The organism is Pseudomonas arsenicoxydans (assembly GCF_900103875.1).
GTDB classification, from domain to species: Bacteria; Pseudomonadota; Gammaproteobacteria; order Pseudomonadales; family Pseudomonadaceae; genus Aquipseudomonas; species Aquipseudomonas arsenicoxydans.
Genome location: NZ_LT629705.1, coordinates 6,380,399 through 6,405,578, shown reverse-complemented (window position 1 = coordinate 6,405,578; position 25,180 = coordinate 6,380,399). Strand labels below are relative to the sequence as shown.

General features: G+C 59.7%; 17 protein-coding genes and 1 pseudogene. 10 read left to right on the top strand and 8 right to left on the bottom strand.

What is annotated here, in order from left to right; all coding sequences use genetic code 11:
* Positions 1–46: 46 nt before the first annotated feature.
* The 6 genes and pseudogenes from rlmF to BLQ41_RS29925 form a co-directional block, all read right to left on the bottom strand.
* Positions 47–1,069 carry a 23S rRNA (adenine(1618)-N(6))-methyltransferase RlmF gene (rlmF, locus tag BLQ41_RS29950; RefSeq protein ID WP_090188096.1) on the bottom strand — a complete coding sequence of 341 codons (1,023 nt, stop codon included), beginning with the start codon at positions 1,067–1,069 and terminating at the stop codon, positions 47–49.
* Between the two features lie 201 nt (positions 1,070–1,270).
* Positions 1,271–2,524, bottom strand: a pseudogene (locus BLQ41_RS29945) (IS3 family transposase).
* 107 nt (positions 2,525–2,631) lie between these two features.
* On the bottom strand, positions 2,632–5,478 hold the full coding sequence (locus BLQ41_RS29940; RefSeq protein WP_090188094.1) for a valine--tRNA ligase: 2,847 nt from the start codon (positions 5,476–5,478) through the stop codon (positions 2,632–2,634).
* Between the two features lie 128 nt (positions 5,479–5,606).
* On the bottom strand, positions 5,607–6,008 hold the full coding sequence (locus tag BLQ41_RS29935; RefSeq protein WP_090188090.1) for a DNA polymerase III subunit chi: 402 nt from the start codon (positions 6,006–6,008) through the stop codon (positions 5,607–5,609).
* An 8-nt stretch (positions 6,009–6,016) separates the two neighbouring features.
* On the bottom strand, positions 6,017–6,445 hold the full coding sequence (locus tag BLQ41_RS29930; RefSeq protein WP_090188087.1) for a DNA polymerase III subunit chi: 429 nt from the start codon (positions 6,443–6,445) through the stop codon (positions 6,017–6,019).
* A 60-nt stretch (positions 6,446–6,505) separates the two neighbouring features.
* Positions 6,506–7,996, bottom strand: a complete 1,491-nt coding sequence (locus BLQ41_RS29925) for a leucyl aminopeptidase (protein ID WP_090188085.1) — start codon at positions 7,994–7,996, stop codon at positions 6,506–6,508.
* Positions 7,997–8,303: 307 nt separating this feature from the next.
* Between BLQ41_RS29925 and lptF the strand changes: the two genes are divergently transcribed.
* From lptF to pdxJ, 8 genes are all read left to right on the top strand, one after another.
* Positions 8,304–9,422 carry an LPS export ABC transporter permease LptF gene (gene lptF / locus BLQ41_RS29920; RefSeq protein WP_090188082.1) on the top strand — a complete coding sequence of 373 codons (1,119 nt, stop codon included), beginning with the start codon at positions 8,304–8,306 and terminating at the stop codon, positions 9,420–9,422.
* A complete protein-coding gene (gene lptG, locus BLQ41_RS29915) occupies positions 9,415–10,476 on the top strand; it encodes an LPS export ABC transporter permease LptG (RefSeq protein ID WP_090188079.1) in 1,062 nt (353 codons plus the stop codon). The genes lptF and lptG overlap by 8 nt, the downstream gene beginning before the upstream one ends.
* A gap of 170 nt (positions 10,477–10,646) precedes the next feature.
* Positions 10,647–12,446 carry a translation elongation factor 4 gene (lepA, locus tag BLQ41_RS29910; protein WP_090188076.1) on the top strand — a complete coding sequence of 600 codons (1,800 nt, stop codon included), beginning with the start codon at positions 10,647–10,649 and terminating at the stop codon, positions 12,444–12,446.
* A 5-nt stretch (positions 12,447–12,451) separates the two neighbouring features.
* A complete protein-coding gene (gene lepB, locus BLQ41_RS29905) occupies positions 12,452–13,306 on the top strand; it encodes a signal peptidase I (protein WP_090188073.1) in 855 nt (284 codons plus the stop codon).
* Positions 13,307–13,489: 183 nt separating this feature from the next.
* The gene (rnc, locus tag BLQ41_RS29900; protein ID WP_059403405.1) at positions 13,490–14,179 is read left to right on the top strand and encodes a ribonuclease III; all 690 of its coding nucleotides are present in this window, start codon (positions 13,490–13,492) and stop codon (positions 14,177–14,179) included.
* Positions 14,172–15,074, top strand: coding sequence for a GTPase Era (gene era / locus BLQ41_RS29895; protein WP_008151577.1), 903 nt, complete (start codon positions 14,172–14,174; stop codon positions 15,072–15,074). Before rnc ends, era begins: the two co-directional genes overlap by 8 nt.
* 166 nt (positions 15,075–15,240) lie before the next feature.
* Positions 15,241–15,924, top strand: coding sequence for a DNA repair protein RecO (gene recO / locus BLQ41_RS29890; protein WP_090188070.1), 684 nt, complete (start codon positions 15,241–15,243; stop codon positions 15,922–15,924).
* A 51-nt stretch (positions 15,925–15,975) separates the two neighbouring features.
* Complete coding sequence (gene pdxJ, locus BLQ41_RS29885; RefSeq protein WP_090188067.1) at positions 15,976–16,722, top strand: pyridoxine 5'-phosphate synthase; 747 nt, start codon at positions 15,976–15,978, stop codon at positions 16,720–16,722.
* A 122-nt stretch (positions 16,723–16,844) separates the two neighbouring features.
* Here the strand turns inward: pdxJ and mltF are convergent, their stop codons facing one another.
* Entirely contained in the window at positions 16,845–18,305 is a 1,461-nt protein-coding gene (mltF, locus tag BLQ41_RS29880) for a membrane-bound lytic murein transglycosylase MltF (RefSeq protein WP_090188064.1), read from the bottom strand.
* A gap of 274 nt (positions 18,306–18,579) precedes the next feature.
* On the opposite strand from mltF, the gene purL reads away from it, so the two are divergent.
* The gene (gene purL, locus BLQ41_RS29875) at positions 18,580–22,476 is read left to right on the top strand and encodes a phosphoribosylformylglycinamidine synthase (RefSeq protein WP_090188061.1); all 3,897 of its coding nucleotides are present in this window, start codon (positions 18,580–18,582) and stop codon (positions 22,474–22,476) included.
* Positions 22,477–22,481: 5 nt separating this feature from the next.
* A complete protein-coding gene (locus tag BLQ41_RS29870; protein WP_090188058.1) occupies positions 22,482–22,793 on the top strand; it encodes a Nif3-like dinuclear metal center hexameric protein in 312 nt (103 codons plus the stop codon).
* A gap of 639 nt (positions 22,794–23,432) precedes the next feature.
* On the opposite strand, the gene nagE is transcribed toward BLQ41_RS29870, so the two are convergent.
* Entirely contained in the window at positions 23,433–25,148 is a 1,716-nt protein-coding gene (nagE, locus tag BLQ41_RS29865) for an N-acetylglucosamine-specific PTS transporter subunit IIBC (RefSeq protein ID WP_090188055.1), read from the bottom strand.
* Positions 25,149–25,180 lie beyond the last annotated feature (32 nt).

Sequence of the window (25,180 nt, the reverse complement as noted above, 5' to 3'; positions counted from 1 at the left end):
GAGTGAGCCGACTCACTCCCACAGTTGATCTGCGCCGGTCAGTGACTCAGCTTTTTTTAACCCAGCGCTCGCGCCACACTTGCTGCTCGGACTTGGTCTGGAAAGTCCAGGCGACGAAGCGGCTTTGCTTCTGGCCCTGGGACATTTCCACCACCTGGCTTTCCAGCACGCCGGCCTTTTTCAGCGCGGTCTGGATGGCTGGCAGGTTGGAAGCCTTCGACACCAGAGTGCTGAACCACAGCACTTTGTGTTGGAAGTGCGCGCTCTCGGCGATCAATTGCGTGACAAAGCGTGCTTCGCCACCCTCACACCACAGTTCTGCCGATTGGCCACCAAAATTCAGCACCGGCAGTTTGCGTTTCGGGTCGGCGCGGCCCAGTGCGCGCCATTTACGCTCGCTACCCTTGGTCGCTTCGTCCATCGAGGCGTGGAACGGCGGGTTGCACATGGTCAGGTCAAAGCGTTCGCCGGGTTCAAGCAGGCCCAGCAAGATGTGCTTGGGGTTGCTTTGCTGGCGCAACTGGATGGCTTTGTTCAAACCGTTGGACTGCACAATGGCTTTGGCGGCGGCGACGGCTGTCGGGTCGATCTCCGAGCCGAGGAAGTGCCAGCGGTAGTCGCTGTAGCCGATCAACGGATAGACGCAGTTGGCGCCCATGCCGATGTCGAGGACCTTGACCGGCGCGCCACGCGGGATTTCGCCGTCGTTGACGCTGGCCAGCAAGTCGGCCAGGAAGTGCACGTAGTCGGCACGGCCCGGCACCGGTGGGCACAGGTAATCGGCCGGGATGTCCCAATGGGCAATGCCATAAAACGACTTGAGCAACGCCCGGTTGAACACGCGCACCGCGTCGGGGCTGGCGAAGTCGATGCTTTCCTTGCCGTACGGGTTGATGATCACGAACTTCGCCAGTTCCGGCGTGGTTTTGATCAGCGCCGGGAAGTCGTAGCGACCCTGGTGGCGATTGCGCGGGTGCAGGCTGGCCTTTTCACGCGGTTCCACGGCTTTGGCCGGGGTGGCGGGGACAGGCTTCTTACGCGCAGGTTTTGGTGTGCGGGGGGCGTTCATGGGCGTGGTCGATTCGGGTATGGCTAAAAGTGGCGGGTATTGTCCCACATCCAGTCCATGAGCACCCGGTCGCAAGGATTTTCCTTGTAGGAGCTGTCGAGTGAAACGAGGCTGCGATCTTTTGACGTTGTTTTTTAAAGACAGGATCAAAAGATCGCAGCCTCGTTTCACTCGACAGCTCCTACGGGGAAGTTCGAGTGTCTAGTCCTGAAATAGGTTTACACCTGTTTCACCCTAACGCCCGATGCATCGCCTCGGGCGTTTTGTATTTCAACGACAGGTGCGGACGCTCGCGGTTGTAGATCGATACCGACTCGCTCACCATCTTCTTCGCCTGCGTTAAATCCTGTGGTCGCTGGAGCAAAAGCTCCGTCTTCAATATCCCGTTGACCCGCTCTGCCAAGGCATTTTGGTAGCAGTCATAGCCGTCCGTCATCGAACACCTGATGCCGTGTTTCGCGTGCAGTTCCTGGTACATTCCCGAGCAATACTGGCTGCCTCTGTCCGAGTGATGAACCAGTGGCTGCTCCGTTCGACGGTGCTTCACCGCCCGGCGCAGCGCTTGCGCGACCGACTCGGTGTGCAGGCTTTCATGGACGTGATAGCCCACGATCTTTCGCGAAAAAGCATCCGTCACAAGGCTCAGATAGGCCACGCCTTCCTGAGTGGGCAGATAGGTGATGTCAGCCACCCAAACCTGTTCCGGGCCGCTGGGAACAACCTGTTCAGGCCCCGGTTTGAGCAGGTTCGGATGGCGTCGAAAGCGATGATGACTGTCGGTTGTCTTGTGATACGCCCGCTTTCGCGCTACCAATAAACGCCGTTCGCGCAGAATCGAAAACAGGCGATCTCGCCCTACTTGCAGCTCAAGCAGCGGCTGACATTGCAGCAGGTAATGCAGCTTTCTAGTGCCCAACCGCGGCTGCCGCAGGCGCTTTTGCTGAACGAAATCGGCAACTTTCTGATCCAGAATCAGACGAGCAGCATCGGCGCGATTGCGTTTGTAGTAAGCCTGTCGGCTTATCCCCATGAACTGGCAAGCCCTGCTGATGCTCAGGTTTTGGATTCGTTTTTGCGCGAGGACTTGCCGGGACGCTTTTTTACGACAGAGAGACCGTAGTCATTTTTCAAGACGTCCACGACGGCCTCGAAAAACTGCGCTTTCTGATTGGACAGCGCCAACTGCTCTTCAAGCTCTTTGATGCGCTGCTCTGGCGTTAATGGTCGGTTTTTGTCGGGCATAGACCCCATCCTCGGCGAGCCAATGTAGGTGCCGGGGCTCCAATCTTGACGACCGTGCTTGCGTAACCATGTCAGAACGGTCGTTTTGCCTTGAATCCCGTAGCGCTCCTGAGCCTCTTTATAACTCAGCTCGCCTTTTTCGACCTGGTCGACGACCGACAATTTAAAGGTCAGCGTGTAGTCTCGCTGACTACGCCTTTTTGCGGATTCCATTACGTCCTCCTGAAAAACAGATCAGAAGGTGTAAACCTTATTCAGGACGGGACAGAGGCATGAAAAAGGGAGGCCATGTGGCCTCCCTTTTTCATTGCGATGTGCCGTTACAAACTGGCAATCCGCGCATGTTGCTCGGCCAACTTGCCCAAGGCCTGTTCGGCTTCAGCCAGTTTGGCGCGTTCCTTGTCGATGACTTCGGCCGGGGCCTTGTCAACGAACGCGGCGTTGGACAGCTTGCCGCCGACGCGTTGCACTTCGCCTTGCAGACGCAGGATTTCCTTGTCCAGGCGTGCCAGTTCGGCGTCTTTGTCGATCAGGCCGGCCATCGGCACCAGCACTTCCATCTCGCCAACCAGTGCGGTGGCGGACAGCGGTGCTTCTTCGCCGGCAGCCAACACAGTGATCGACTCGAGCTTGGCCAGTTTTTTCAGAAGGGCGTCGTTCTCGGTGAGGCGACGCTGATCTTCGGCACTGACGTTTTTCAGGAACAGGGTCAGGGGCTTGCCCGGGCCGATGTTCATTTCGCCACGAATGTTACGTGTGCCGAGCATCAGGCCTTTGAGCCATTCGATGTCGTTTTCGGCCGCCGGGTCGATGCGTGCTTCATTGGCCACAGGCCAAGGTTGCAGCATGATCGTCTTGCCTTCGATACCGGCCAGCGGCGCGAGGCGCTGCCAGATTTCTTCGGTGATGAATGGCATGAACGGGTGCGCCAGGCGCAGCGCGACTTCCAGCACCCGAACCAGCGTGCGACGGGTGCCACGCTGACGCTCTACCGGGGCGTTTTCGTCCCACAGCACAGGCTTGGACAGTTCCAGGTACCAGTCGCAATACTGGTTCCAGATGAACTCGTACAAGGCTTGCGCCGCCAGGTCGAAGCGGAACTGGTCGAGTTGACGGGTCACTTCGGCTTCGGTGCGTTGCAGCTGCGAAATGATCCAGCGATCCGCCAGTGACAGCTCGTACGCCTCGCCGTTCTGACCGCAGTCTTCGCCCTTGTCCAGAACATAACGCGCGGCGTTCCAGATCTTGTTGCAGAAGTTGCGATAGCCTTCGACGCGGCCCATGTCGAACTTGATGTCGCGGCCGGTGGAGGCCAGCGAGCAGAAGGTGAAGCGCAGGGCGTCGGTGCCATAGCTGGCGATGCCGTCGGCGAACTCGTCGCGGGTCTGCTTCTCGATCTTCTTCGCCAGTTTCGGCTGCATCATGCCGGAGGTGCGTTTCTGCACCAGCTCTTCCAGTTCGATGCCGTCGATGATGTCCAGCGGATCCAGGACGTTGCCCTTGGACTTGGACATCTTCTGGCCCTGGCCATCACGCACCAGACCGTGAACATAAACGGTCTTGAACGGAACCTGCGGCGTGCCGTCTTCGTTTTTCACCAAATGCATGGTGAGCATGATCATCCGGGCGACCCAGAAGAAAATGATGTCGAAGCCGGTCACCAGCACGTCGGTGGAGTGGAACTTCTTCAGAAATTCAGTCTGCTCCGGCCAGCCGAGCGTGGAGAACGTCCACAGCCCCGAACTGAACCAGGTGTCGAGAACGTCATTGTCTTGTTGCAGCGCGACGTCCGGGCCAAGGTTGTTCTTGACGCGTACTTCGGCTTCGTCGCGACCGACATAGACCTTGCCCGACTCGTCGTACCAGGCCGGGATCCGGTGGCCCCACCACAGCTGACGGCTGATGCACCAGTCCTGGATGTCGCGCATCCACGAGAAGTACATGTTTTCGTACTGCTTTGGCACGAACTGGATGCGTCCGTCTTCAACGGCGGCAATCGCAGGTTCGGCCAATGGCTTGGTCGACACGTACCACTGGTCGGTCAGCCAAGGCTCGATGATGGTGCCGGAGCGGTCGCCTTTCGGTACTTTCAGGGCGTGATCGTCGACGCTGACCAGCAGGCCGGCGGCGTCGAACGCGGCAACGATCTGCTTGCGTGCTTCGAAGCGGTCCAGACCGGCGTATTCGGCCGGCAGCTTGCCGTCGATGCTTTCGTTCAGCTTGCCGTCGAGGTTGAACACCTGGGCGGCCGGCAGAATGTGGGCGTTCTTGTCGAAGATGTTCAGCAGCGGCAGGTTATGGCGCTTGCCGACTTCGTAGTCGTTGAAATCGTGGGCCGGGGTGATTTTCACGCAGCCGGTGCCAAACTCGGGGTCGCAGTAATCGTCGGCGATGATCGGGATGCGGCGGCCGACCAGCGGCAGCTCGACAAACTTGCCGACCAGGGCTTTGTAGCGTTCATCGTTCGGGTTCACGGCGACGGCGGCGTCGCCGAGCATGGTTTCCGGGCGAGTGGTCGCGACGATCAGGTAATCCTTGCCTTCAGCGGTCTTGGCGCCGTCGGCCAGCGGGTACTTGAGGTTCCACAGGAAACCTTTCTCGTCGTGGTTTTCCACTTCGAGGTCGGAAATCGCCGTGTGCAGCTTGGTGTCCCAGTTGACCAGGCGCTTGCCGCGATAGATCAGGCCGTCTTCGTGCAAACGAACGAAGGCTTCTTTCACGGCTTCCGAGAGGCCGTCGTCCATGGTGAAGCGCTCACGGCTCCAGTCCACGGACGAGCCGAGGCGACGGATCTGACGGCTGATGTTACCGCCGGACTGATCCTTCCATTCCCAGACCTTCTCAAGGAATTGCTCGCGGCCCAGGTCGTGACGACTCTGGCCCTGGGCTTCAAGTTGGCGCTCCACCAGCATCTGTGTGGCGATACCGGCGTGGTCAGTGCCTGGCTGCCACAGGGTGTTGCGACCCTGCATGCGACGGAAACGGATCAGGGCGTCCATGATCGCGTTATTGAAGCCGTGACCCATGTGCAGGCTGCCGGTGACGTTCGGCGGCGGGATCATGATGGTGTAGGACTCGCCCGCGCCTTGCGGGGCGAAGTAGTTCTCTGACTCCCAGGTGTTGTACCAGGAAGTTTCAATGGCGTGCGGCTGGTAGGTCTTATCCATGCGCGGCGGGACCCTATTGGCATTTATTCAGGAAAAGCCGGGAAGTATAGCCTCGGGGGCAGCGGCAAGCTACCAGCCACAAGCTGCAAGAAGGGCGTGGCTGGCTTGGCTTTTGCTTTGCTTGCGACTTAAAGCTTGCCGCTTGTAGCTGCGGCGAGCAGCCGTTCCATCCGCGCATCAAGCCGACGCTTGATCTCGGTTTCGATGTGCGGGGCGAAGTCGTCGATCACGTCTTGCATGATCAATAGCGCAGCGGCACGCAGTTCGCTGTCCAGGTGCAGCAATGCGTCGGGGCCTTTGCTGGCAGCCGTTTGCGGTGCAGTTGCCGGGGCCGGCGGTGGTGTCGATGCGACCGGCTGCGGCGCGGGGCCGGCAGGTTCGAACAACATCGGAATCTGTTCCTGATCACCATCAATGACCGTGTCGGTCAGCAGCGGTGGTTGCAGGTTGTCGTCGCCAAGCAGTTGGCGGATCGACTCAAGGTCGTCCAACAGGTGCGTGGACTTTTGTTGCGGTTTCGGAGTGTCCATCGGAATGCTCAGAGTCGCTGTAAACGGTGATCTTGCAGAGGATAGCCCTGTTCACGGTAGAAACGGAAACTCTCCCGCGCAGCCGCACGAATCGTCGGATCTTCCACCACCACCTCCGCCACGCGGGCGAATTTGTTGGCGAAGGCCGGCACTTTCAGGTCAAGGTTGACCAGCAGGTCCTGATGCGGACCGCAGTCATCGCCCAGTCCCAGAACAATCAAGCTATCCGGTTCGCTTTCGGCGTGGCCGTGGGGCACAAAGCTTTCGCCCTTGAAGGCCCACAACCGTGCATCGAGGTCATCACGCTGGGCGGCATCGCTGCAATGCAGGTAGATGCGGTGGCCCATGCGCCAGGCCTTTTCGGTGAGCTTGCAGGCGAAATCCAGCCGCGCTGACGGATCGGCGCTGGGCAGGATATAGAAGTCGACTTTGGTCATTGCGGTTCCTGAGCCTCGGGCGGCGTCACCGGAAAGTGACGCAGCCCAGGGTCATCGGTTTCAGGCTTTGGCGCGGTCCAGCAGGTATTGGGTCAGCAGCGGAACCGGACGGCCAGTGGCGCCCTTGTCCTTGCCGCCGCTGGTCCATGCGGTGCCAGCGATGTCCAGGTGTGCCCAGTTCAGGTTCTTGGTGAAGCGCGACAGGAAGCAGGCTGCGGTGATGGTGCCGGCTTTCGGCCCGCCAATGTTGGCGATGTCGGCGAACGGGCTGTCCAGCTGTTCTTGATACTCATCGAACAGCGGCAATTGCCAGGCGCGGTCGTCGGCAGCCTTGCCGGCGCTCAGCAGTTGGCCAATCAGCTCGTCGTTGTTGCCCAGCAGGCCGGACGTGTGGGCGCCCAGCGCGACGACGCAAGCGCCGGTCAGGGTCGCGATGTCGATCACGGCTTGCGGCTTGAAGCGTTCGGAGTAGGTCAGGGCATCGCACAGCACCAAGCGGCCTTCGGCGTCGGTGTTGAGGATCTCCACGGTCTGGCCGCTCATGGTGGTGACAATGTCGCCCGGGCGCGAAGCGTTGCCGCTCGGCATGTTCTCGGCGCACGCCAGGATGCACACCAGGTTGATCGGCAGTTTCAGTTCGAGCACGGCACGCAGGGTGCCGAACACGCTGGCTGCGCCGCCCATGTCGTACTTCATCTCATCCATGCCGGCGCCCGGTTTCAGGCTGATGCCGCCAGTGTCAAAGGTGATGCCCTTGCCGACCAGTGCGTATGGCTTCTCGGATTTCTTGCCGCCGTTGTATTGCATGACGATCAAGCGCGGTGGCTGGGCGCTGCCCTGGCCGACGGCGTAGAACGAGCCCATGCCCAGGTCCTTGATCTTCTTCTCATCAAGGACTTCGACTTTCAGGCTTTTGAATTCCTTGCCCAGGCCCTTGGCCTGTTCGCCGAGGAATGTCGGGTGGCAGATATTCGGTGGCAGGTTGCCCAGGTTACGGGTGAAGGCCATGCCGTTGGCGATGGCAGTAGCGTGAGCCACTGCGCGTTCGACTTCAGCCTGTGCTGCCTTGATGGTCACCAAGGTGATTTTCTTCAGGGCGCGCGGCTCGGCTTTCTGGCTCTTGAACTGATCGAACGTGTATTCGCCGTCCACCAGGGTTTCAGCCAGCAGGCGGGTCTTGCCGTAGCTGTCGCGGCCTTTGACCACGATTTCGTCCAGGGCCAGCACGGCATCGCCGCCGCCCAGGCCTTTGAGGGTATTAAGGAGGCCAGCGACGATTTTACGGAACGGGCGATCGCCCAGTTCTTCGTCCTTGCCTACGCCCACCAGCAAAACGCGTTCGGCTTTGAGGTTGGGCAGGCTGTGCAGCAACAGGCTCTGACCGACTTTGCCAGCCAGATCGCCGCGCTTGAGTACAGCGCTGATGGCGCCGCCGCTCAGGTCATCGAGTTGTTTTGCAGCGGCGCCGAGCTTGCGGCCTTCGCCGACGGCGACCACCAGAGTGGCGGTCTTCAACGTTTCTGGGCTAACGCTTTTTACAACCAGTTCCATGTCCGGGTCCCTGAATTAATGGTCAACGTGCGCGGGCAAAATGGCGGCGCACAGACGCTTGCTTATAAATAGAAAGACGCAGGTCACGGCCCGCGACAAAGGCCGCAGTTTGAACCTCGCTCCCTGCGCCTGACAACCCTCGGTCGTACGATCTTCAACGCATTAACCGCCTGCTTGAGCGTGCGCAGTGACAGGCGCACCCAATCACAGGATAATGCGCCAACTTTTTCGGCGGCCCTGCCTTGCGGGCTGTCTGATACGTTTGCTTGTTTGGCCGCCTTAGCCTGACAACCCTGGAGTGTCTGGTTTGATTGTCTTCCGTTATCTGTCCCGCGAAGTCCTGTTGACCTTGAGCGCCGTCAGCGCCGTGCTGTTGGTCATCATCATGAGCGGTCGCTTCATCAAATACCTTGCCCAGGCGGCCTCGGGCCTGCTGGATCCGGGCTCGCTGTTCCTGATCATGGGTTTTCGCCTGCCTGGCTTTCTGCAACTGATCCTGCCACTGGGCCTGTTTCTCGGGATCCTGCTGGCCTACGGTCGCCTGTACCTCGAAAGCGAAATGACCGTATTGTCGGCTACCGGCATGAGCCAGCAGCGTCTGTTTGTCATGACCCTGTTTCCGGCCACGCTGGTGGCGCTGATCGTGGCCTGGCTGAGTCTGAGCCTGGCGCCACAAGGTGCCAATCAGTTCCAGCTGCTGTTGAACAAGCAGGACGCGCTGACCGAGTTCGATACCCTGGAGCCGGGGCGCTTCCAGGCCCTGCGCGACGGCACCCGGGTGACCTACACCGAGCAACTGTCGGATGACCGCATCAATCTGGGCGGGGTGTTCATTTCGCAAAAGAACGTCAGTTCCGATGAGAAGGATCGCGGGATTACCGTGCTGGTGGCCGAAAAGGGCCGCCAGGAAATCCGCCCTGACGGCAACCGCTACCTGATTCTCGACAACGGCTATCGCTACGACGGTAACCCGGGGCAGGCCGACTATCGGGCCATCAAGTACGACGAGTACGGCGTCTTGCTGCCCAAGCCGGATGTCAGCGACGAAGTCACCGACCGTGACGCCATGACTACCAGTTCCCTGATCGGCAGCGACGACCTGCGCCTTCGTGCCGAATTGCAATGGCGTCTGTCCCTGCCGCTACTGGTATTCATCGTGAGCCTGATGGCGGTGCCGCTGTCGCGGGTCAACCCACGTCAGGGCCGTTTCCTCAAGCTGCTGCCGGCGATTCTTCTTTATATGGCTTACCTGACTATCCTGATTGCCGCTCGCGGTGCCCTCGACAAGGGCAAGATCCCGCCAGCGTTGGGGTTGTGGTGGGTCCACGCGCTTTTCCTGGTCATTGGCCTGGGTCTGCTCTACTGGGAGCCGCTTCGCTTGAAGATGGCGAGTCGCCGCAGTGCGCTGGAGGTGGCCCGTGGTTAAGCTCGATCGCTACATCGGTAGCAGCGTATTCGTAGCCATCCTCGCGGTACTGGGGATTATTCTCGGGCTGGCGACGCTGTTTGCCTTCATCGATGAGATGAGTGAAGTCAGCGACACCTACACCCTGATGGACGTGCTCAGCTACGTCTTGCTGACGGCACCGCGGCGTCTTTACGACATGCTGCCGATGGCGGCGCTGATCGGCTGTCTGATCGGCCTCGGCAGCCTCGCCAGCCACAGTGAACTGACCATCATGCGCGCCGCCGGTGTGTCGATTGGCCGGATCGTCTGGGCGGTCATGAAGCCGATGCTGGTCTTGATGGTGGTGGGTGTGCTGATCGGCGAATACATCGCGCCGGCCACCGAAGTGACCGCGCAGGCCAATCGCTCGCTGGCCCAGGGCAGTGGTGATGCGCAAAGCGCCAAACATGGCCTGTGGCACCGCCAGGGGGAGGAGTTCATTCACGTCAACTCCGTGCAACCCAATGGCCTGCTGTATGGCGTGACCCGTTATCGTTTCGACGATCAACGCCACATGCTGTCCTCAAGCTTCGCCAAGCGTGCAGAGTTCGACAAGGATCACTGGCAGCTTACCGACGTCACCACCACGCTGTTCCATGACAAGAGCACGGAAGTAGTGACCGCGCAGGACGAGCGCTGGGAAATTGCCCTGAGCCCTCAACTGCTGGATACCGTGGTGATGTCGCCTGATTCGCTGTCGATCAGCGGTCTGTGGGGCTACATCCACTACCTGGCTGACCAGGGATTGAGCAATGGCCGTTACTGGCTGGCATTTTGGGTCAAGGTGTTGCAGCCGTTGGTGACCGCCGCGCTGGTACTGATGGCGATTTCCTTTATTTTCGGCCCGTTGCGCTCGGTGACCCTCGGTCAGCGGGTCTTCACTGGCGTGCTGGTCGGCTTCAGCTTCCGTATCGTCCAGGATTTGCTGGGACCTTCGAGTCTGGTATTCGGTTTCTCGCCGCTGTTTGCTGTGCTGATTCCGGCCGGTGTCTGTGCCATTGCCGGTGTCTTTTTGTTGCGTCGGGCTGGCTGATCCGGGGTTTTTCCTGATCTTGCAGGCAAAAAAAACGCCTCGGTCGCAAGACCGGGGCGTTTTTGTAAGCGCCGTCTGACCTGCGAACGTGACGCTTGCGCCGAGGATCAGGTACAATTCCCGGCTATTTTTCGGCGGGCTATGCCTGCAGCCTTTTTGAGTGTTGATCCGTGAGTGATTTGAGTCATATCCGCAATTTCTCCATCATCGCCCACATTGACCATGGCAAGTCGACGCTGGCCGATCGCTTCATCCAGATGTGCGGCGGCCTTGCCGAGCGCGAAATGGAAGCCCAGGTACTGGACTCCATGGACCTGGAACGTGAACGCGGGATCACCATCAAGGCCCACAGCGTCACCCTTTATTACACCGCCCGCGATGGCATCAAGTACCAGCTGAACTTCATTGACACCCCCGGCCACGTTGACTTTACCTATGAAGTCAGCCGGTCGCTTGCGGCTTGTGAAGGTGCGTTGCTGGTGGTTGACGCCGGTCAGGGTGTTGAAGCGCAGTCCGTTGCCAACTGCTACACGGCCATCGAGCAGGGCCTTGAAGTCATGCCGGTGCTGAACAAGATCGACCTGCCTCAGGCCGATCCGGACCGCGTAAAAGAAGAAATCGAAAAAATCATCGGCATCGACGCCACCGACGCGGTCGAGTGCAGTGCCAAGACCGGCCTGGGCGTCGACGAAGTGCTCGAGCGCCTGGTTCACACCATTCCTGCGCCGACCGGCAACTACGAAGATCCGCTGCAAGCGTTGATCATCGACTCCTGGTTCGACAACTACCTGGGTGTTGTTTCCCTGGTTCGCGTGCGTCACGGTCGGGTGAAGAAGGGCGACAAGATCCTGGTCAAGTCCACCGGCAAGATCCACCTGGTGGACAGCGTCGGTGTCTTCAACCCGAAACACACCGCCACCGTTGACCTGAAAGCCGGCGAAGTGGGCTTCATCATCGCCGGTATCAAGGACATTCATGGTGCACCGGTCGGTGACACCCTGACCTTGAGCTCGACGCCTGATGTAGACGTGCTGCCAGGCTTCAAGCGCATTCAGCCACAGGTTTACGCCGGTCTGTTCCCGGTCAGCTCCGACGACTTCGAAGATTTCCGTGAAGCCCTGCAAAAGCTCACGCTCAACGACTCGTCCCTGCAGTACACCCCGGAAAGCTCCGACGCCCTGGGCTTCGGCTTCCGTTGCGGGTTCCTCGGCATGCTGCACATGGAAATCATCCAGGAGCGCCTGGAGCGCGAGTACGACCTGGACCTGATCACCACAGCGCCAACGGTAATTTTCGAGCTGTTGCTGAAAACCGGTGAAACGATTTACGTCGATAACCCGTCGAAGCTCCCGGACGTGTCTTCGATCGAAGACATGCGCGAGCCGATCGTGCGGGCCAATATTCTTGTGCCGCAAGAGCACCTGGGCAACGTCATTACCCTGTGTATCGAGAAGCGTGGCGTGCAGCACGACATGCTGTTCCTCGGGTCCCAGGTCCAGGTGACCTACGATATTCCGATGAACGAAGTGGTCCTGGACTTCTTCGACCGTCTGAAGTCCACCAGTCGCGGCTATGCTTCGCTGGACTACCATTTTGATCGTTACCAATCGGCTAGTCTGGTGAAGCTGGATGTGCTGATCAACGGTGACAAGGTCGATGCCCTGGCGCTGATCGTGCACCGTGACAATGCGCACTACAAAGGTCGCCAGTTGACCGAGAAGATGAAAGAACTGATTCCGCGCCAGATGTTCGACGTCGCGATCCAGGCCGCCATTGGCGGGCAGATCATTGCGCGAACCTCCGTCAAGGCACTCAGAAAGAACGTATTGGCCAAATGCTACGGCGGCGACGTCAGCCGCAAGCGCAAGCTGTTGGAAAAGCAAAAGGCCGGTAAGAAACGCATGAAGCAAGTTGGCAACGTGGAAATTCCACAAGAAGCCTTCCTTGCAGTGCTCAGGTTGGATAGTTAGGTCCTATGTCACTAAATTTCCCGCTGTTGCTGGTCATCGCCGTGTTCGTCTGCGGCCTGTTGGCGTTGCTCGATCTGCTTTTTCTGGCGCCGCGTCGGCGCGCTGCCATTGCCTCCTATCAGGGCAGCGTCAGCCAGCCTGATGTGGTGGTGGTCGAGAAACTGAACAAAGAGCCGCTGCTGGTCGAATACGGCAAGTCGTTCTTCCCGGTTTTGTTCATCGTGCTGGTGCTGCGTTCGTTCCTGGTGGAACCGTTCCAGATTCCGTCCGGCTCGATGAAACCGACCCTGGACGTCGGCGACTTCATTTTGGTGAGCAAGTTTTCTTACGGGATCCGCCTGCCGGTGATCGACACGAAAGTCATCGAAGTGGGTAATCCGCAGCGTGGCGATGTGATGGTGTTCCGCTATCCGAGCGATCCGAACGTCAACTACATCAAGCGTGTAGTCGGCCTGCCGGGTGACCAGATTCGCTATACCGCCGACAAACATCTGTTCGTCAACGGTGAATCAATCGCCGAGCAACTGGTCGGCTCCGAGCCGGGCACGCTGGGCAGTGCCGAGCTCTACAAGGAAAAACTCGGCGCCGCCGAGCACCTGATCCGCAAGGAAATGAGCCGCTACCGCGCGACGCCGGACCATACTTGGACCGTGCCTGCCGGGCACTACTTCATGATGGGCGACAACCGCGACAACTCCAACGACAGTCGCTACTGGGATGATCCGAGCATTCCCAAGGATCTGCTGGGCATGGTTCCCGACAAGAATATCGTCGGCAAGGCCTTCGCAGTCTGGATGAGCTGGCCGGAACCTAAACTCAGTCACCTGCCGAATTTCTCGCGGGTTGGCCTGATCAAGTAATCACAACGGCGCTGTTGAACACAGCGCCGAATGCATTTCTGGAGTCGGCACAATCGGCGGCAGAAGCATGAAAACAATGATATTCAGGACGTTATTTTTGAACACAGCGTTAATTGTCCCAAGCCTGCGCCGTCTTTCAGCCAAGGCAGTGGAATCCAGCCACGAACTCAGCGTGGGTAAACCGTGAGCGTTTCTTTAAGCCGTCTAGAGCGTCAGCTCGGCTACACCTTCAAGGATCAGGAACTGATGGTCCTGGCCCTGACCCACCGCAGCTTTGCCGGGCGCAACAACGAACGCCTGGAATTCCTCGGTGATGCCATCCTCAACTTCGTTGCTGGCGAAGCGCTGTTTGATCGCTTCCCGCTGGCCCGCGAAGGCCAGTTGTCGCGTTTGCGCGCACGCCTGGTGAAAGGTGAGACGCTTGCCGTACTGGCCCGCGGTTTCGACCTCGGCGACTACCTGCGCCTTGGCTCGGGTGAATTGAAAAGCGGCGGTTTCCGTCGCGAGTCGATTCTGGCCGATGCCCTGGAAGCCTTGATTGGTGCGATTTACCTGGACGCCGGCATGGACATGGCGCGCGAGCGCGTTCTCGCCTGGCTGGCCGGCGAGTTCGAAGGCCTGACGCTGGTCGACACCAACAAAGATCCAAAGACCCGCCTGCAGGAATTCCTGCAATCGCGTGGTTGTGAGCTGCCGCGTTACGAAGTGGTGGATATCCAGGGTGAGCCGCATTGCCGGACGTTCTTCGTCGAATGTGAAATCACCTTACTGAATGAAAAAAGCCGAGGTCAGGGTGTGAGTCGTCGTATTGCCGAACAGGTAGCGGCCGCTGCAGCACTGATTGCCCTGGGCGTGGAGAATGGCCATGACTGATTCAACCGCAACACGCTGTGGCTATGTTGCCATCGTCGGCCGTCCGAACGTGGGCAAGTCCACGCTGCTGAACCACATTCTGGGTCAGAAACTGGCGATCACCTCGCGCAAGCCGCAAACCACCCGCCACAACATGCTGGGCATCAAGACCGAAGGCGCCGTGCAGGCGATCTACGTCGATACCCCGGGCATGCACAAGGGCGGCGAAAAGGCCCTGAACCGCTACATGAACAAGACTGCTTCGGCGGCGTTGAAAGACGTCGACGTGGTGATCTTCGTGGTTGACCGCACCAAGTGGACCGATGAAGACCAGATGGTCCTCGAGCGCGTCCAGTACGTGACCGGCCCGCTGATCGTGGCGCTCAACAAGACCGATCGCATCGAAGACAAAGCCGAGTTGATGCCGCACCTGACCTGGTTGCAGGAACAGCTGCCGAACGCGCAGATCATGCCGATTTCGGCCCAGCACGGGCATAACCTGGAAACCCTGGAACGCGTGATTGCCGGTTACTTGCCGGAAAACGATCACTTCTTCCCGGAAGACCAGATCACCGACCGCAGCAGCCGCTTCCTCGCCGCTGAACTGGTGCGTGAGAAAATCATGCGCCAGATGGGCGCCGAGCTGCCGTACCAGATCACCGTCGAAATCGAAGAGTTCAAGCAGCAGGGCAAAACCCTGCACATCCACGCGCTGATCCTCGTCGAACGTGACGGCCAGAAGAAAATCATCATCGGCGACAAGGGCGAGCGCATCAAACGCATCGGCACCGAGGCGCGCAAGGACATGGAGCTGCTGTTCGACTCCAAGATCATGCTCAACCTGTGGGTCAAAGTGAAAGGCGGCTGGTCCGACGACGAGCGAGCCCTGCGTTCGCTGGGTTACGGCGACCTGTAACACCCGGTTCCAGATACACCGGAAAAACCTGTGGGAGCGGGCTTGCCCGCGAAGAGGATGTAACATTCAGCATTAATGTTGACTGTCACACCGTATTCGCGAGCAAGCCCGCTCCCACATTGGTTTTAGGGTGTTTGTAAAACTGCGCTTTGTCATTGAGAACTCTATGTCCCAGCCCCTCGGCCAACCCGCCTACGTCCTCCACTCCCGCGCTTACCGCGAAACCAGTGCCTTGGTGGATTTCCTCACGCCGCAAGGTCGGCTGCGGGCGGTGTTGCGCAGCGCGCGGGGCAAGGCTGGAACGTTGGCGCGGCCGTTCGTGCCGCTGGAAGTCGAATTCCGCGGTCGTGGCGAGTTGAAGAATGTCGGGCGCATGGAAAGTGCCGGTGTTTCAACCTGGCTCAATGGCGAGGCGCTGTTCAGCGGTCTCTACCTTAATGAGCTGTTGATTCGGCTGTTGCCCTCCGAAGACCCGCATCCCGCGGTGTTCGATCACTACGCCGCGACTCTGCTGGCCCTGGCTGAAGGGCGTCCGCTGGAGCCGTTGCTGCGCTCCTTTGAATGGCGCCTGCTGGATGATCTTGGATACGGCTTTGCGCTGAACACCGACATCCACGGCGAGCCCATCGCCCCGGACGGTCTCTACCGTTTGCAAGTGGACGCCGGCCTGGAGCGGGTCTACTTGCTCCAACCCGGTCTGTTCAACGGCACCGAACTGTTGGCCATGGCCGAAGCCGACTGGTCGGCACCGGGTGCGTTGTCCGCTGCCAAGCGCCTGATGCGTCAGGCGCTGGCCGTGCATCTGGGCGGTCGACCGCTGGTTTCCAGAGAGTTGTTTCGAAAGCCGTAAATTCTCCCTGTATGCTGTGCACCGAACTTTCCCCTCTTCAGGAGCGCTTCCGTGACCACCAGCAATCGCATTCTTCTTGGCGTGAACATCGACCACGTTGCCACCCTGCGTCAGGCCCGGGGCACTCGCTATCCGGACCCGGTCAAGGCCGCACTGGACGCGGAAGAGGCGGGCGCTGACGGCATCACCGTGCATTTGCGTGAAGATCGTCGACACATCCAGGAGCGCGACGTGTTGCTGCTCAAGGACGTGCTGCAAACCCGCATGAATTTCGAAATGGGCGTCACCGAGGAAATGATGGCGTTCGCCGAGCGCATTCGTCCGGCGCACATTTGCCTGGTGCCGGAAACCCGTCAGGAACTGACCACCGAAGGTGGCCTGGACGTCGCTGGGCAGGAAGCGCGGATCAAGGCCGCGGTGGATCGGTTGGCGAAGATCGGTTGTGAAGTGTCGCTGTTCATCGACGCGGACGAGCGGCAGATCGAAGCGTCACGTCGCGTCGGCGCCCCAGCCATCGAATTGCACACTGGCCGTTACGCCGATGCCGAGACGCCTACCGAAGTGGCTGAAGAGCTCAAGCGGGTCGCTGACGGTGTGGCCTTTGGTTTGGCCCAGGGGTTGATCGTCAACGCCGGTCACGGTCTGCACTATCACAACGTTGAAGCGGTGGCCGCGATCAAGGGCATTAACGAACTGAACATCGGCCATGCGCTGGTGGCTCATGCGTTGTTTGTCGGGTTCAAGTCGGCAGTGTCGGAAATGAAAGCTCTGATCCTGGCCGCTGCTGCCAAGGCCTGATACAACACAAGACCCTGTGGGAGCGGGCTTGCCCGCGATGGTATAGGTGCATTCGACATCAATGTGTCAGTCACACCGCCATCGCGGGCAAGCCCGCTCCCACATTGGATTTGTATTGGGATTTAAAGCGGCGGGTTTTCCACATTTGGCTTGGTCTTGTCGACCCCAGGCACGTGCAGGTTGCCCTCTGCCACCTGATTGCCTTCAAGCTGCGGCTGTGTGACCCACGTCAGGATGTCGTAGTAGCGACGGATGTTCGCCACGAAGTGCACCGGCTCGCCGCCCCGGGCGTAGCCGTAACGCGTCTTGCTGTACCACTTTTTCTCTGACAGGCGCGGCAGGATCTTCTTCACGTCCAGCCACTTGTCCGGATTCAGTCCTTCCTTGGCCGCCAGTTTGCGCGCGTCATCCAGGTGGCCGCTGCCGACGTTGTAGGCCGCTAGTGCAAACCAGGTGCGATCCGGTTCCTGGATCGATTCATCCAGCTGATCCTTCATGTAGCTCAGGTATTTCGCGCCGCCCATGATGCTTTGTTTAGGGTCGAGGCGATTGGACACGCCCATGGCTTGCGCCGTGTTCTGGGTCAGCATCATCAGCCCGCGCACGCCGGTCTTGGACGTGACTGCCGCTTGCCATAGCGATTCCTGATAACCAATTGCCGCCAGCAGGCGCCAGTCGACTTTCTCTTTCTTGGCGTAGGCCTTGAAGTGCTGTTCGTATTTCGGCAGCCGCTGCTGCAAGTGTTGGGCGAAGGTGGTGGCGCCCATGTAGCCGAGGACGTCGACATGGCCGTAGTAACGGTCCTTGAGGCGTTGCAGGGTGCCGTTTTCCTTCACCTTGTCGAGGTAGGCGTTGATTTCGTTGAGCAGGCTGTTGTCATCGCCGGCCGCCACTGCCCAGCTCTGATTGCTGGCGTCGCCGAGGTCGAAGGCCACGCGCACATTGGGGAAGTAGACCTGGTTCATCGCCACTTCGTTGGAGTCGACCAGGGTCAGGTCGATCTGACCTTCGTCCACCATGCGCAGCAGGTCGACGACTTCAACCGCGTCGGACTCTTCGTATTCAATGCCGGGGAATTTCTTTTTCAGCTGTGCCAGTTGCTCGGCGTGGGTGCTGCCCTTGAGCACCATGATCTTCTTGCCGACCAGGTCTCCCGCATCGGTCGGCCGCGATTGGCCGTTGCGGTAGATGACCTGAGGGGTGACTTCCAGATAAGGGTGGGAAAACCGCACCTGCTTTTTGCGTTCTTCGCTGCTGACCAGGCCGGCAGCGGCGAGCACCGGCCCGTTGGGCTTGCCTACCTGACTGAACAGGTCGTCGAGGTTGTCGGCGGTCTCGATCTTGAGTTTCACCCCCAGATCGTCGGCGAAACGCTTCACCAGCTCGTATTCGAAGCCGGTTTCACCGTTGCGATCCTGAAAGTAGGTGGCGGGGCTGTTTCGGGTAATTACCCGCAGCACGCCATCCTCCTTTACGCGCTCCAGCGTGTTGGGTTTATCAACACAGCCACTGAGCATCAGGAAGAGTCCGGTTGCGATCAGCCATTTGGCGTACCGCGGACGCAAAGCCGTTGGGGAAAACATTTGCGCAGTATACGCAAAGGACCACGAGCGCCATATCTCGACAGAGAAGGGCTTGTCTGATAGGGAGTGAAAAACCCGCTTGGAGCCCACAGGAATGGGCTTCAAGCGTTTTTTGTGACAGCAAAAATATCCGTTGCCAGCCCCCGAATTCAGGTCGGAATACCCGGCCCGACGTTCGGGTACGGCCGTGCGTACCGTTTCGGGTGATGTCGCGGGCGGTTTAGGCTAGAATGCACGGCCTCAAAGCACACCCCTTCCCGAGGCTGTCCCGAAGATGTTGATCCTGCGCGGCGCTCCTGCCCTTTCTGCCTTTCGCCACAGCAAACTCCTTGAGCAACTGAGCCAGAAGGTCCCGGCTGTCAGCGGCTTGTATGCTGAATTCGCTCACTTCGCCGAAGTTACCGGCGTCCTGACCGGCGACGAACAGCAGGTGCTTGCGCGCCTTCTGAAGTACGGCCCAAGTGTTCCGGTACAAGAGCCAGCCGGTCGTCTGTTCCTGGTGTTGCCGCGTTTCGGCACCATTTCGCCGTGGTCCAGCAAGGCCAGCGACATCGCTCGCAACTGCGGCCTGACCAAGATCCAGCGCCTGGAGCGCGGCATCGCGTTCTACGTTGCCGGTCAGTTCAGCGACGCCCAGGCGCAGCTGATCTCGGATGTGCTGCATGACCGCATGACCCAGATCGTCCTTGGCAACCTTGAGCAGGCCGCCGGCCTCTTCAGCCACGCCACGCCGAAGCCGCTGACCGCGATCGACGTGCTCGGTGGCGGCCGCGCCGCGCTGGAAAAAGCCAACACCGAGCTGGGCCTGGCCCTGGCCGAAGACGAGATCGATTACCTGGTCAACGCCTTCATCGGCTTGAAGCGCAACCCGCATGACATCGAACTGATGATGTTCGCCCAGGCGAACTCCGAGCACTGCCGTCACAAGATCTTCAACGCCAGTTGGGACATCGACGGTCAGAGCCAGGAAAAAAGCCTGTTCGGCATGATCAAGAACACCTACGTGATGCACAGCGAAGGCGTTCTGTCGGCTTACAAGGACAACGCTTCGGTGATCGTCGGTAACGTCGCCGGCCGTTTCTTCCCGGACCCTGAAACCCGCCAGTACGGCGCGGTGCAGGAACCGGTGCACATCCTGATGAAAGTCGAAACCCACAACCACCCGACCGCGATTGCCCCGTTCCCGGGCGCATCCACTGGTTCCGGTGGCGAGATTCGTGACGAAGGCGCAACCGGTCGCGGTGCCAAGCCAAAGGCCGGCCTGACCGGTTTCACCGTGTCCAACCTGCAAATCCCGGGCTTTGAACAGCCGTGGGAAGTGCCGTACGGCAAGCCTGAGCGCATCGTTACCGCGCTGGACATCATGATCGAAGGCCCACTGGGTGGCGCCGCGTTCAACAATGAATTCGGTCGTCCGGCCCTGACCGGTTACTTCCGTACCTTCGAACAGTCGATCACCACCCCGCGTGGCGATGAAGTTCGTGGTTACCACAAGCCGATCATGCTGGCCGGCGGCATGGGTAACATCCGTGCCGAACACGTACAGAAAGGCGAGATTACCGTCGGCTCCAAGCTGATCGTCCTCGGCGGCCCTGCGATGCTGATCGGTCTGGGCGGCGGCGCGGCTTCCTCCATGGCCACCGGCACCAGTTCGGCAGACCTGGACTTCGCCTCGGTTCAGCGTGAAAACCCTGAGATGGAACGCCGCTGCCAGGAAGTCATCGACCGTTGCTGGCAACTGGGTGACAAGAACCCGATCAGCTTCATCCACGACGTCGGCGCGGGCGGTCTGTCCAACGCCTTCCCGGAACTGGTCAACGACGGCAACCGTGGTGGTCGCTTCGAACTGCGCAACATTCCAAACGACGAGCCGGGCATGGCCCCGCACGAAATCTGGAGTAACGAATCCCAGGAACGCTACGTTCTGGCGGTCGGCCCGGCCGACTTCGAACGCTTCCAGGCCATCTGCGAACGTGAGCGTTGCCCGTTCGCCGTGGTCGGCGAAGCCACTGCCGAGCCGCAACTGACGGTCACCGACAGCCACTTCGGCAACAGCCCGGTGGACATGCCGCTCGAAGTGCTGCTGGGCAAAGCCCCGCGCATGCACCGTTCGGCCGTTCGTGAAAACGAACTGGGCGACGACTTCGATCCGTCGACACTGGACATTGCCGACTGCGTCGAGCGCGTTCTGCATCACCCGGCCGTCGCGAGCAAAAGCTTCCTGATCACCATCGGCGACCGCACCATCACCGGCCTCGTGGCCCGTGACCAAATGGTCGGTCCGTGGCAGGTTCCGGTGGCCGACGTTGCCGTCACCGCCACCAGCTTCGACGTCTACACCGGTGAAGCCATGGCGATGGGCGAGCGTACTCCGCTGGCACTGCTGGACGCTCCGGCGTCGGGCCGCATGGCCATCGGCGAAACCCTGACCAACATTGCCGCCTCGCGCATCAACAAGATCTCCGACATCAAACTGTCGGCGAACTGGATGTCCGCAGCCGGTCACCCGGGTGAAGACGCGCGTCTGTACGACACCGTGAAAGCGGTCGGCATGGAATTGTGCCCGGACTTGGGCATCACCATTCCGGTGGGCAAGGACTCGATGTCCATGGCCACACGCTGGAACGACGAAGGCGTCGACAAGACCGTGACCTCGCCGATGTCCCTGATCGTGACCGGTTTCGCGCCAGTGGCTGACATCCGTCAGACCCTGACTCCGGAACTGCGCATGGACAAGGGCACCACCGACCTGATCCTGATCGACCTGGGCCGTGGCCAGAACCGCATGGGCGCCTCGATCCTGGCTCAGGTTCACGGAAAGCTCGGCTCGCAAGCGCCGGACGTCGATGATGCCGAAGACCTCAAGGCGTTCTTCGCCGTGATCCAGGGCCTCAACGCTGACGGTCACCTGCTGGCGTACCACGACCGTTCCGACGGTGGTTTGCTGACCAGCACCGTGGAAATGGCCTTCGCCGGCCATTGCGGCCTGAGCCTGAACCTCGACGGGCTGGCAGAAACTTCCGCCGACATCGCCGCGATCCTGTTCAACGAAGAACTGGGCGCCGTGATCCAGGTTCGTCAAGACGCGACCCCGGACATCCTCGCGCAGTTCAGCGCTGCCGGTTTGGGCGAGTGCGTGTCGGTGATCGGTCAGCCAATCAACAATGGCCAGATCAACATCACCTTCAACGGCGAAACCGTGTTTGAAGGTCAGCGTCGTCTGCTGCAACGTACTTGGGCTGAAACCAGCTATCAGATCCAGCGTCTGCGTGACAACGCCGACTGTGCCGAACAAGAGTTCGACGTGTTGCTGGAAGAAGACAATCCGGGCCTGAGCGTCAAGCTCAGCTACGACGTCAACCAGGACGTCGCCGCGCCTTACATCAAGAAAGGCATCCGCCCACAGGTTGCCGTGCTGCGTGAGCAGGGCGTCAACGGTCAGGTGGAAATGGCGGCTGCGTTCGACCGCGCCGGTTTCAACGCAATCGACGTGCACATGAGTGACATTCTGGCCGGCCGTGTCGACCTGAACGAATTCAAGGGTCTGGTCGCTTGCGGTGGTTTCTCCTATGGCGACGTACTCGGCGCCGGTGAAGGCTGGGCCAAGTCCGCGCTGTTCAACAGCCGTGCTCGCGATGCGTTCCAGGGTTTCTTCGAACGTAACGACAGCTTCACCCTCGGCGTGTGCAACGGTTGCCAGATGATGTCCAACCTGCACGAGCTGATCCCGGGCAGCGAGTTCTGGCCGCACTTTGTGCGCAACCGTTCCGAGCAGTTCGAAGCGCGTGTGGCGATGGTTCAGGTTCAGGAGTCGAATTCGATCTTCCTGCAGGGCATGGCCGGTTCGCGTATGCCGATCGCTATCGCTCACGGTGAAGGGCATGCCGAGTTCGCCAGTGAAGAAGCGTTGCTGGAAGCTGATCTGTCGGGTTGTGTAGCGATGCGTTTTGTCGACAACCACGGCAAGGTCACTGAAAACTATCCGGCCAACCCGAACGGCTCGCCGCGTGGGATTACTGGTTTGACCAGTCGCGACGGTCGCGTGACGATCATGATGCCGCACCCGGAACGTGTGTTCCGTGCGGTGCAGAACTCGTGGCGTTCGGAAGACTGGAACGAGGACGCACCTTGGATGCGTATGTTCCGTAACGCACGCGTCTGGGTTAACTAAGCGTCGTGTACAAGCTCTGCTTTTTTGTTCCGGCCAGTCATGTGGAGCAGGTCAAGAGTGCTGTGTTCGCTGCGGGTGGTGGGCGGATCGGTGCTTATGACCATTGCGCGTGGCAGGTGCTTGGGCTTGGTCAGTTTCGCCCACTGGATGGCAGTCAGCCGTTCATTGGTGAGGCGGGGCAGGTCGAGCAGGTTGAGGAATGGAAGGTTGAGCTTGTGGTGGCGGATGAGTTGATTCGTTCTGTGGTGATGGCTCTGAAGCAGAGTCATCCCTATGAGACGCCGGCTTATGAGGTGTGGCGGTTGGAGGATTTTTGATCTTACCGACCGCTGAATGAGAAACCCGTTGAATTAGCGTTCAGCGGGTTTTTTATTGGCCGGGATTTGAGGCTGCCTGGCTCTTTTTGATCGAGTACATATCCGTTGCTGCGGTAACGGCCACCTAGGGTTTCGCCCTTACGGCGACTCACTTTTTTTACAAGCGCCTAAAAAAAGTAAGCAAAAAAACGCTCGCCCCGAGCGTCCGGCCCCTCGCTAGGGCTCGGTGTTCCTTCGCTCCGGCATTCATCTGGGGCATCGCCTCCGGTCTGCTTCGCGACGACCTCCTCTCGATGTGTTCGACTTCGTCGAACGGCGCTGCGCGCCTGCCCCCAGATGAATGCCTCCACTCAGCCTCCCGAAGGGGCGGGTGGATCAAGATCAAAAGCTGCAGGCGAGCTACCGCTCGGCCTGTTGAGTGGTGAAGAGCGAAGCGTGTACGCCGATCTATTGTGGGAGCTGGCCTGCCAGCGATGGCGTCCTGAAAGCCGACGAATCTCTTGCAGGTGCACACCGAACCCTGTGGGAGCTGGCTTGCCAGCGAAGGCGGCCTGCCAGCCGACCAGTCTCTTGCTCGTGTACATCCAACCCTGTGGGAGTGAGCCTGCTCGCGATGACTGCCCCCCAGTCGCCAAACCTCTATACCTTGGCACTCACTTCGCTGCGATTGACCAGCAATTCCAGCGCCTCGCTCAAACTATGTGCTTTTTCACCAATCAATAAATGCCAAACCCCTCCATCGAGTTGGCTGACACCCTGGCAACCCAGCGCCTTCAAATCACATTCCGACAATGCCTTGCCATCTGCCAGTTGCAGGCGGATTCGGGTCATGGCGATGCAGTCCATCTGTAATACGTTTTCGCCGCCACCCAATGCCTTCAGCCATTTATGCGTTTCTGAATGCGTCATTGCTTCTGGTTCAGGCGCTTCGATAACAGCAGGAGGGGAGGACACGAGTGCGCGTCCCAACGCAGGCATCGCCAGTCGAATTTCATCGGCGATGCTGTCCGCCATCGGCCCGACCACTACTTGCAGACTTCCGCCCTTGCCTGGGCGCACCACCGCCATCGCTCCCAGGGCTTTCAGTTCTGCATCGTTTGCCTTATTGCGATCCACCATGTCCAGTCGCAACCGTGTCGTGCATGCCCCCACGGTAATCAGGTTCTGGGCGCCGCCCAGTGCTTTGATGTAAGCCCCGGCACGTTCGTTTTCGGCGATCACGACTTTGTCACCCGTGGGCACTTCTTCACGTCCCGGTGTCTTGAGGTTGAAGCGGCGGATGCAGAAATCGAACACCGCGTAGTAGATCACCGCATACGCAAGCCCGACTGGCACGACCAACCAGCCGTTGGTGGATTTGCCCCAGCCGAGAATCATGTCGATGAAGCCGCCGGAAAAGGTGAAGCCCAAATGGATGTTCAGCGCGTTGGTGATTGCCATCGACAATCCCGTCAACAGCGCATGCACCAGATACAGCAGGGGTGCGAGGAACATGAAGGCGAATTCGATGGGCTCGGTGACGCCGGTCAAGAAGGAGGTCAGCGCCATCGACAGGAAGATCCCGCCCATGACCTTGCGCCGTTCCGGCAGGGCGTTGCGGTACATCGCCAGGCAGGCGGCCGGGAGGCCGAAGATCATCATCGGGAACATCCCGGTCATGAACTGGCCACCTTTCGGGTCGCCGGCGAAGTAGCGCGAGAGGTCGCCGGTGACGATGGCGCCTGTGGTCGGGTCGGTGAAGTTGCCGAAGACGAACCACGCCATATTGTTGAGGATGTGGTGCAGACCGGTGACGATCAGCAGGCGGTTGAATACGCCGAAGACGAAGGCGCCGAAGCTGCCACTTTCCATCATCAACGAACCGAAATCGTTGATGCCGTGCTGGATCGGCGGCCAGATGAAACCGAACACCACGCCCAGGCCGACGGCAGCGAATCCTGTGACGATCGGCACGAAGCGCCGGCCGCCGAAGAAGGCCAAGTACTCCGGCAACTTGATGTCCTTGAAGCGGTTGTACAGCGCGCCGGCCATCAAGCCGCTGACGATCCCGGCGAGCATGCCCATGTTGATGCTCGCATCCAGCACCTTGAGGGTGGAGATCATTACCAGATAACCAATCACGCCCGCGAGGCCTGCGGTGCCGTTGTTGTCCTTGGCGAAGCCGACTGCGATGCCGATGGCGAAGATCATCGCCAGGTTGGCGAAGATGACTTGGCCGGCGTCGTGGATGATCGCGATATTCAGCAGGTCGGTATCGCCCAGGCGCAGCAGCAACCCTGCAATCGGCAGGATCGCGATGGGCAGCATCAGTGCGCGGCCGAGGCGTTGCAGGCCTTCGATGAAGTATTGGTACATGGCGTTTCTCCCTGCGTTCTTTTTGTTTTAGA

Coding starts and splice junctions, on each gene's coding strand:
- rlmF (WP_090188096.1), bottom strand. CDS start 1,069: ATGAACGCCCCCCGCACACCAAAACCTGCGCGTAAGAAGCCTGTCCCC.
- BLQ41_RS29940 (WP_090188094.1), bottom strand. CDS start 5,478: ATGGATAAGACCTACCAGCCGCACGCCATTGAAACTTCCTGGTACAAC.
- BLQ41_RS29935 (WP_090188090.1), bottom strand. CDS start 6,008: ATGGACACTCCGAAACCGCAACAAAAGTCCACGCACCTGTTGGACGAC.
- BLQ41_RS29930 (WP_090188087.1), bottom strand. CDS start 6,445: ATGACCAAAGTCGACTTCTATATCCTGCCCAGCGCCGATCCGTCAGCG.
- BLQ41_RS29925 (WP_090188085.1), bottom strand. CDS start 7,996: ATGGAACTGGTTGTAAAAAGCGTTAGCCCAGAAACGTTGAAGACCGCC.
- lepB (WP_090188073.1), top strand. CDS start 12,452: ATGTCACTAAATTTCCCGCTGTTGCTGGTCATCGCCGTGTTCGTCTGC.
- era (WP_008151577.1), top strand. CDS start 14,172: ATGACTGATTCAACCGCAACACGCTGTGGCTATGTTGCCATCGTCGGC.
- recO (WP_090188070.1), top strand. CDS start 15,241: ATGTCCCAGCCCCTCGGCCAACCCGCCTACGTCCTCCACTCCCGCGCT.
- mltF (WP_090188064.1), bottom strand. CDS start 18,305: ATGTTTTCCCCAACGGCTTTGCGTCCGCGGTACGCCAAATGGCTGATC.
- purL (WP_090188061.1), top strand. CDS start 18,580: ATGTTGATCCTGCGCGGCGCTCCTGCCCTTTCTGCCTTTCGCCACAGC.
- nagE (WP_090188055.1), bottom strand. CDS start 25,148: ATGTACCAATACTTCATCGAAGGCCTGCAACGCCTCGGCCGCGCACTG.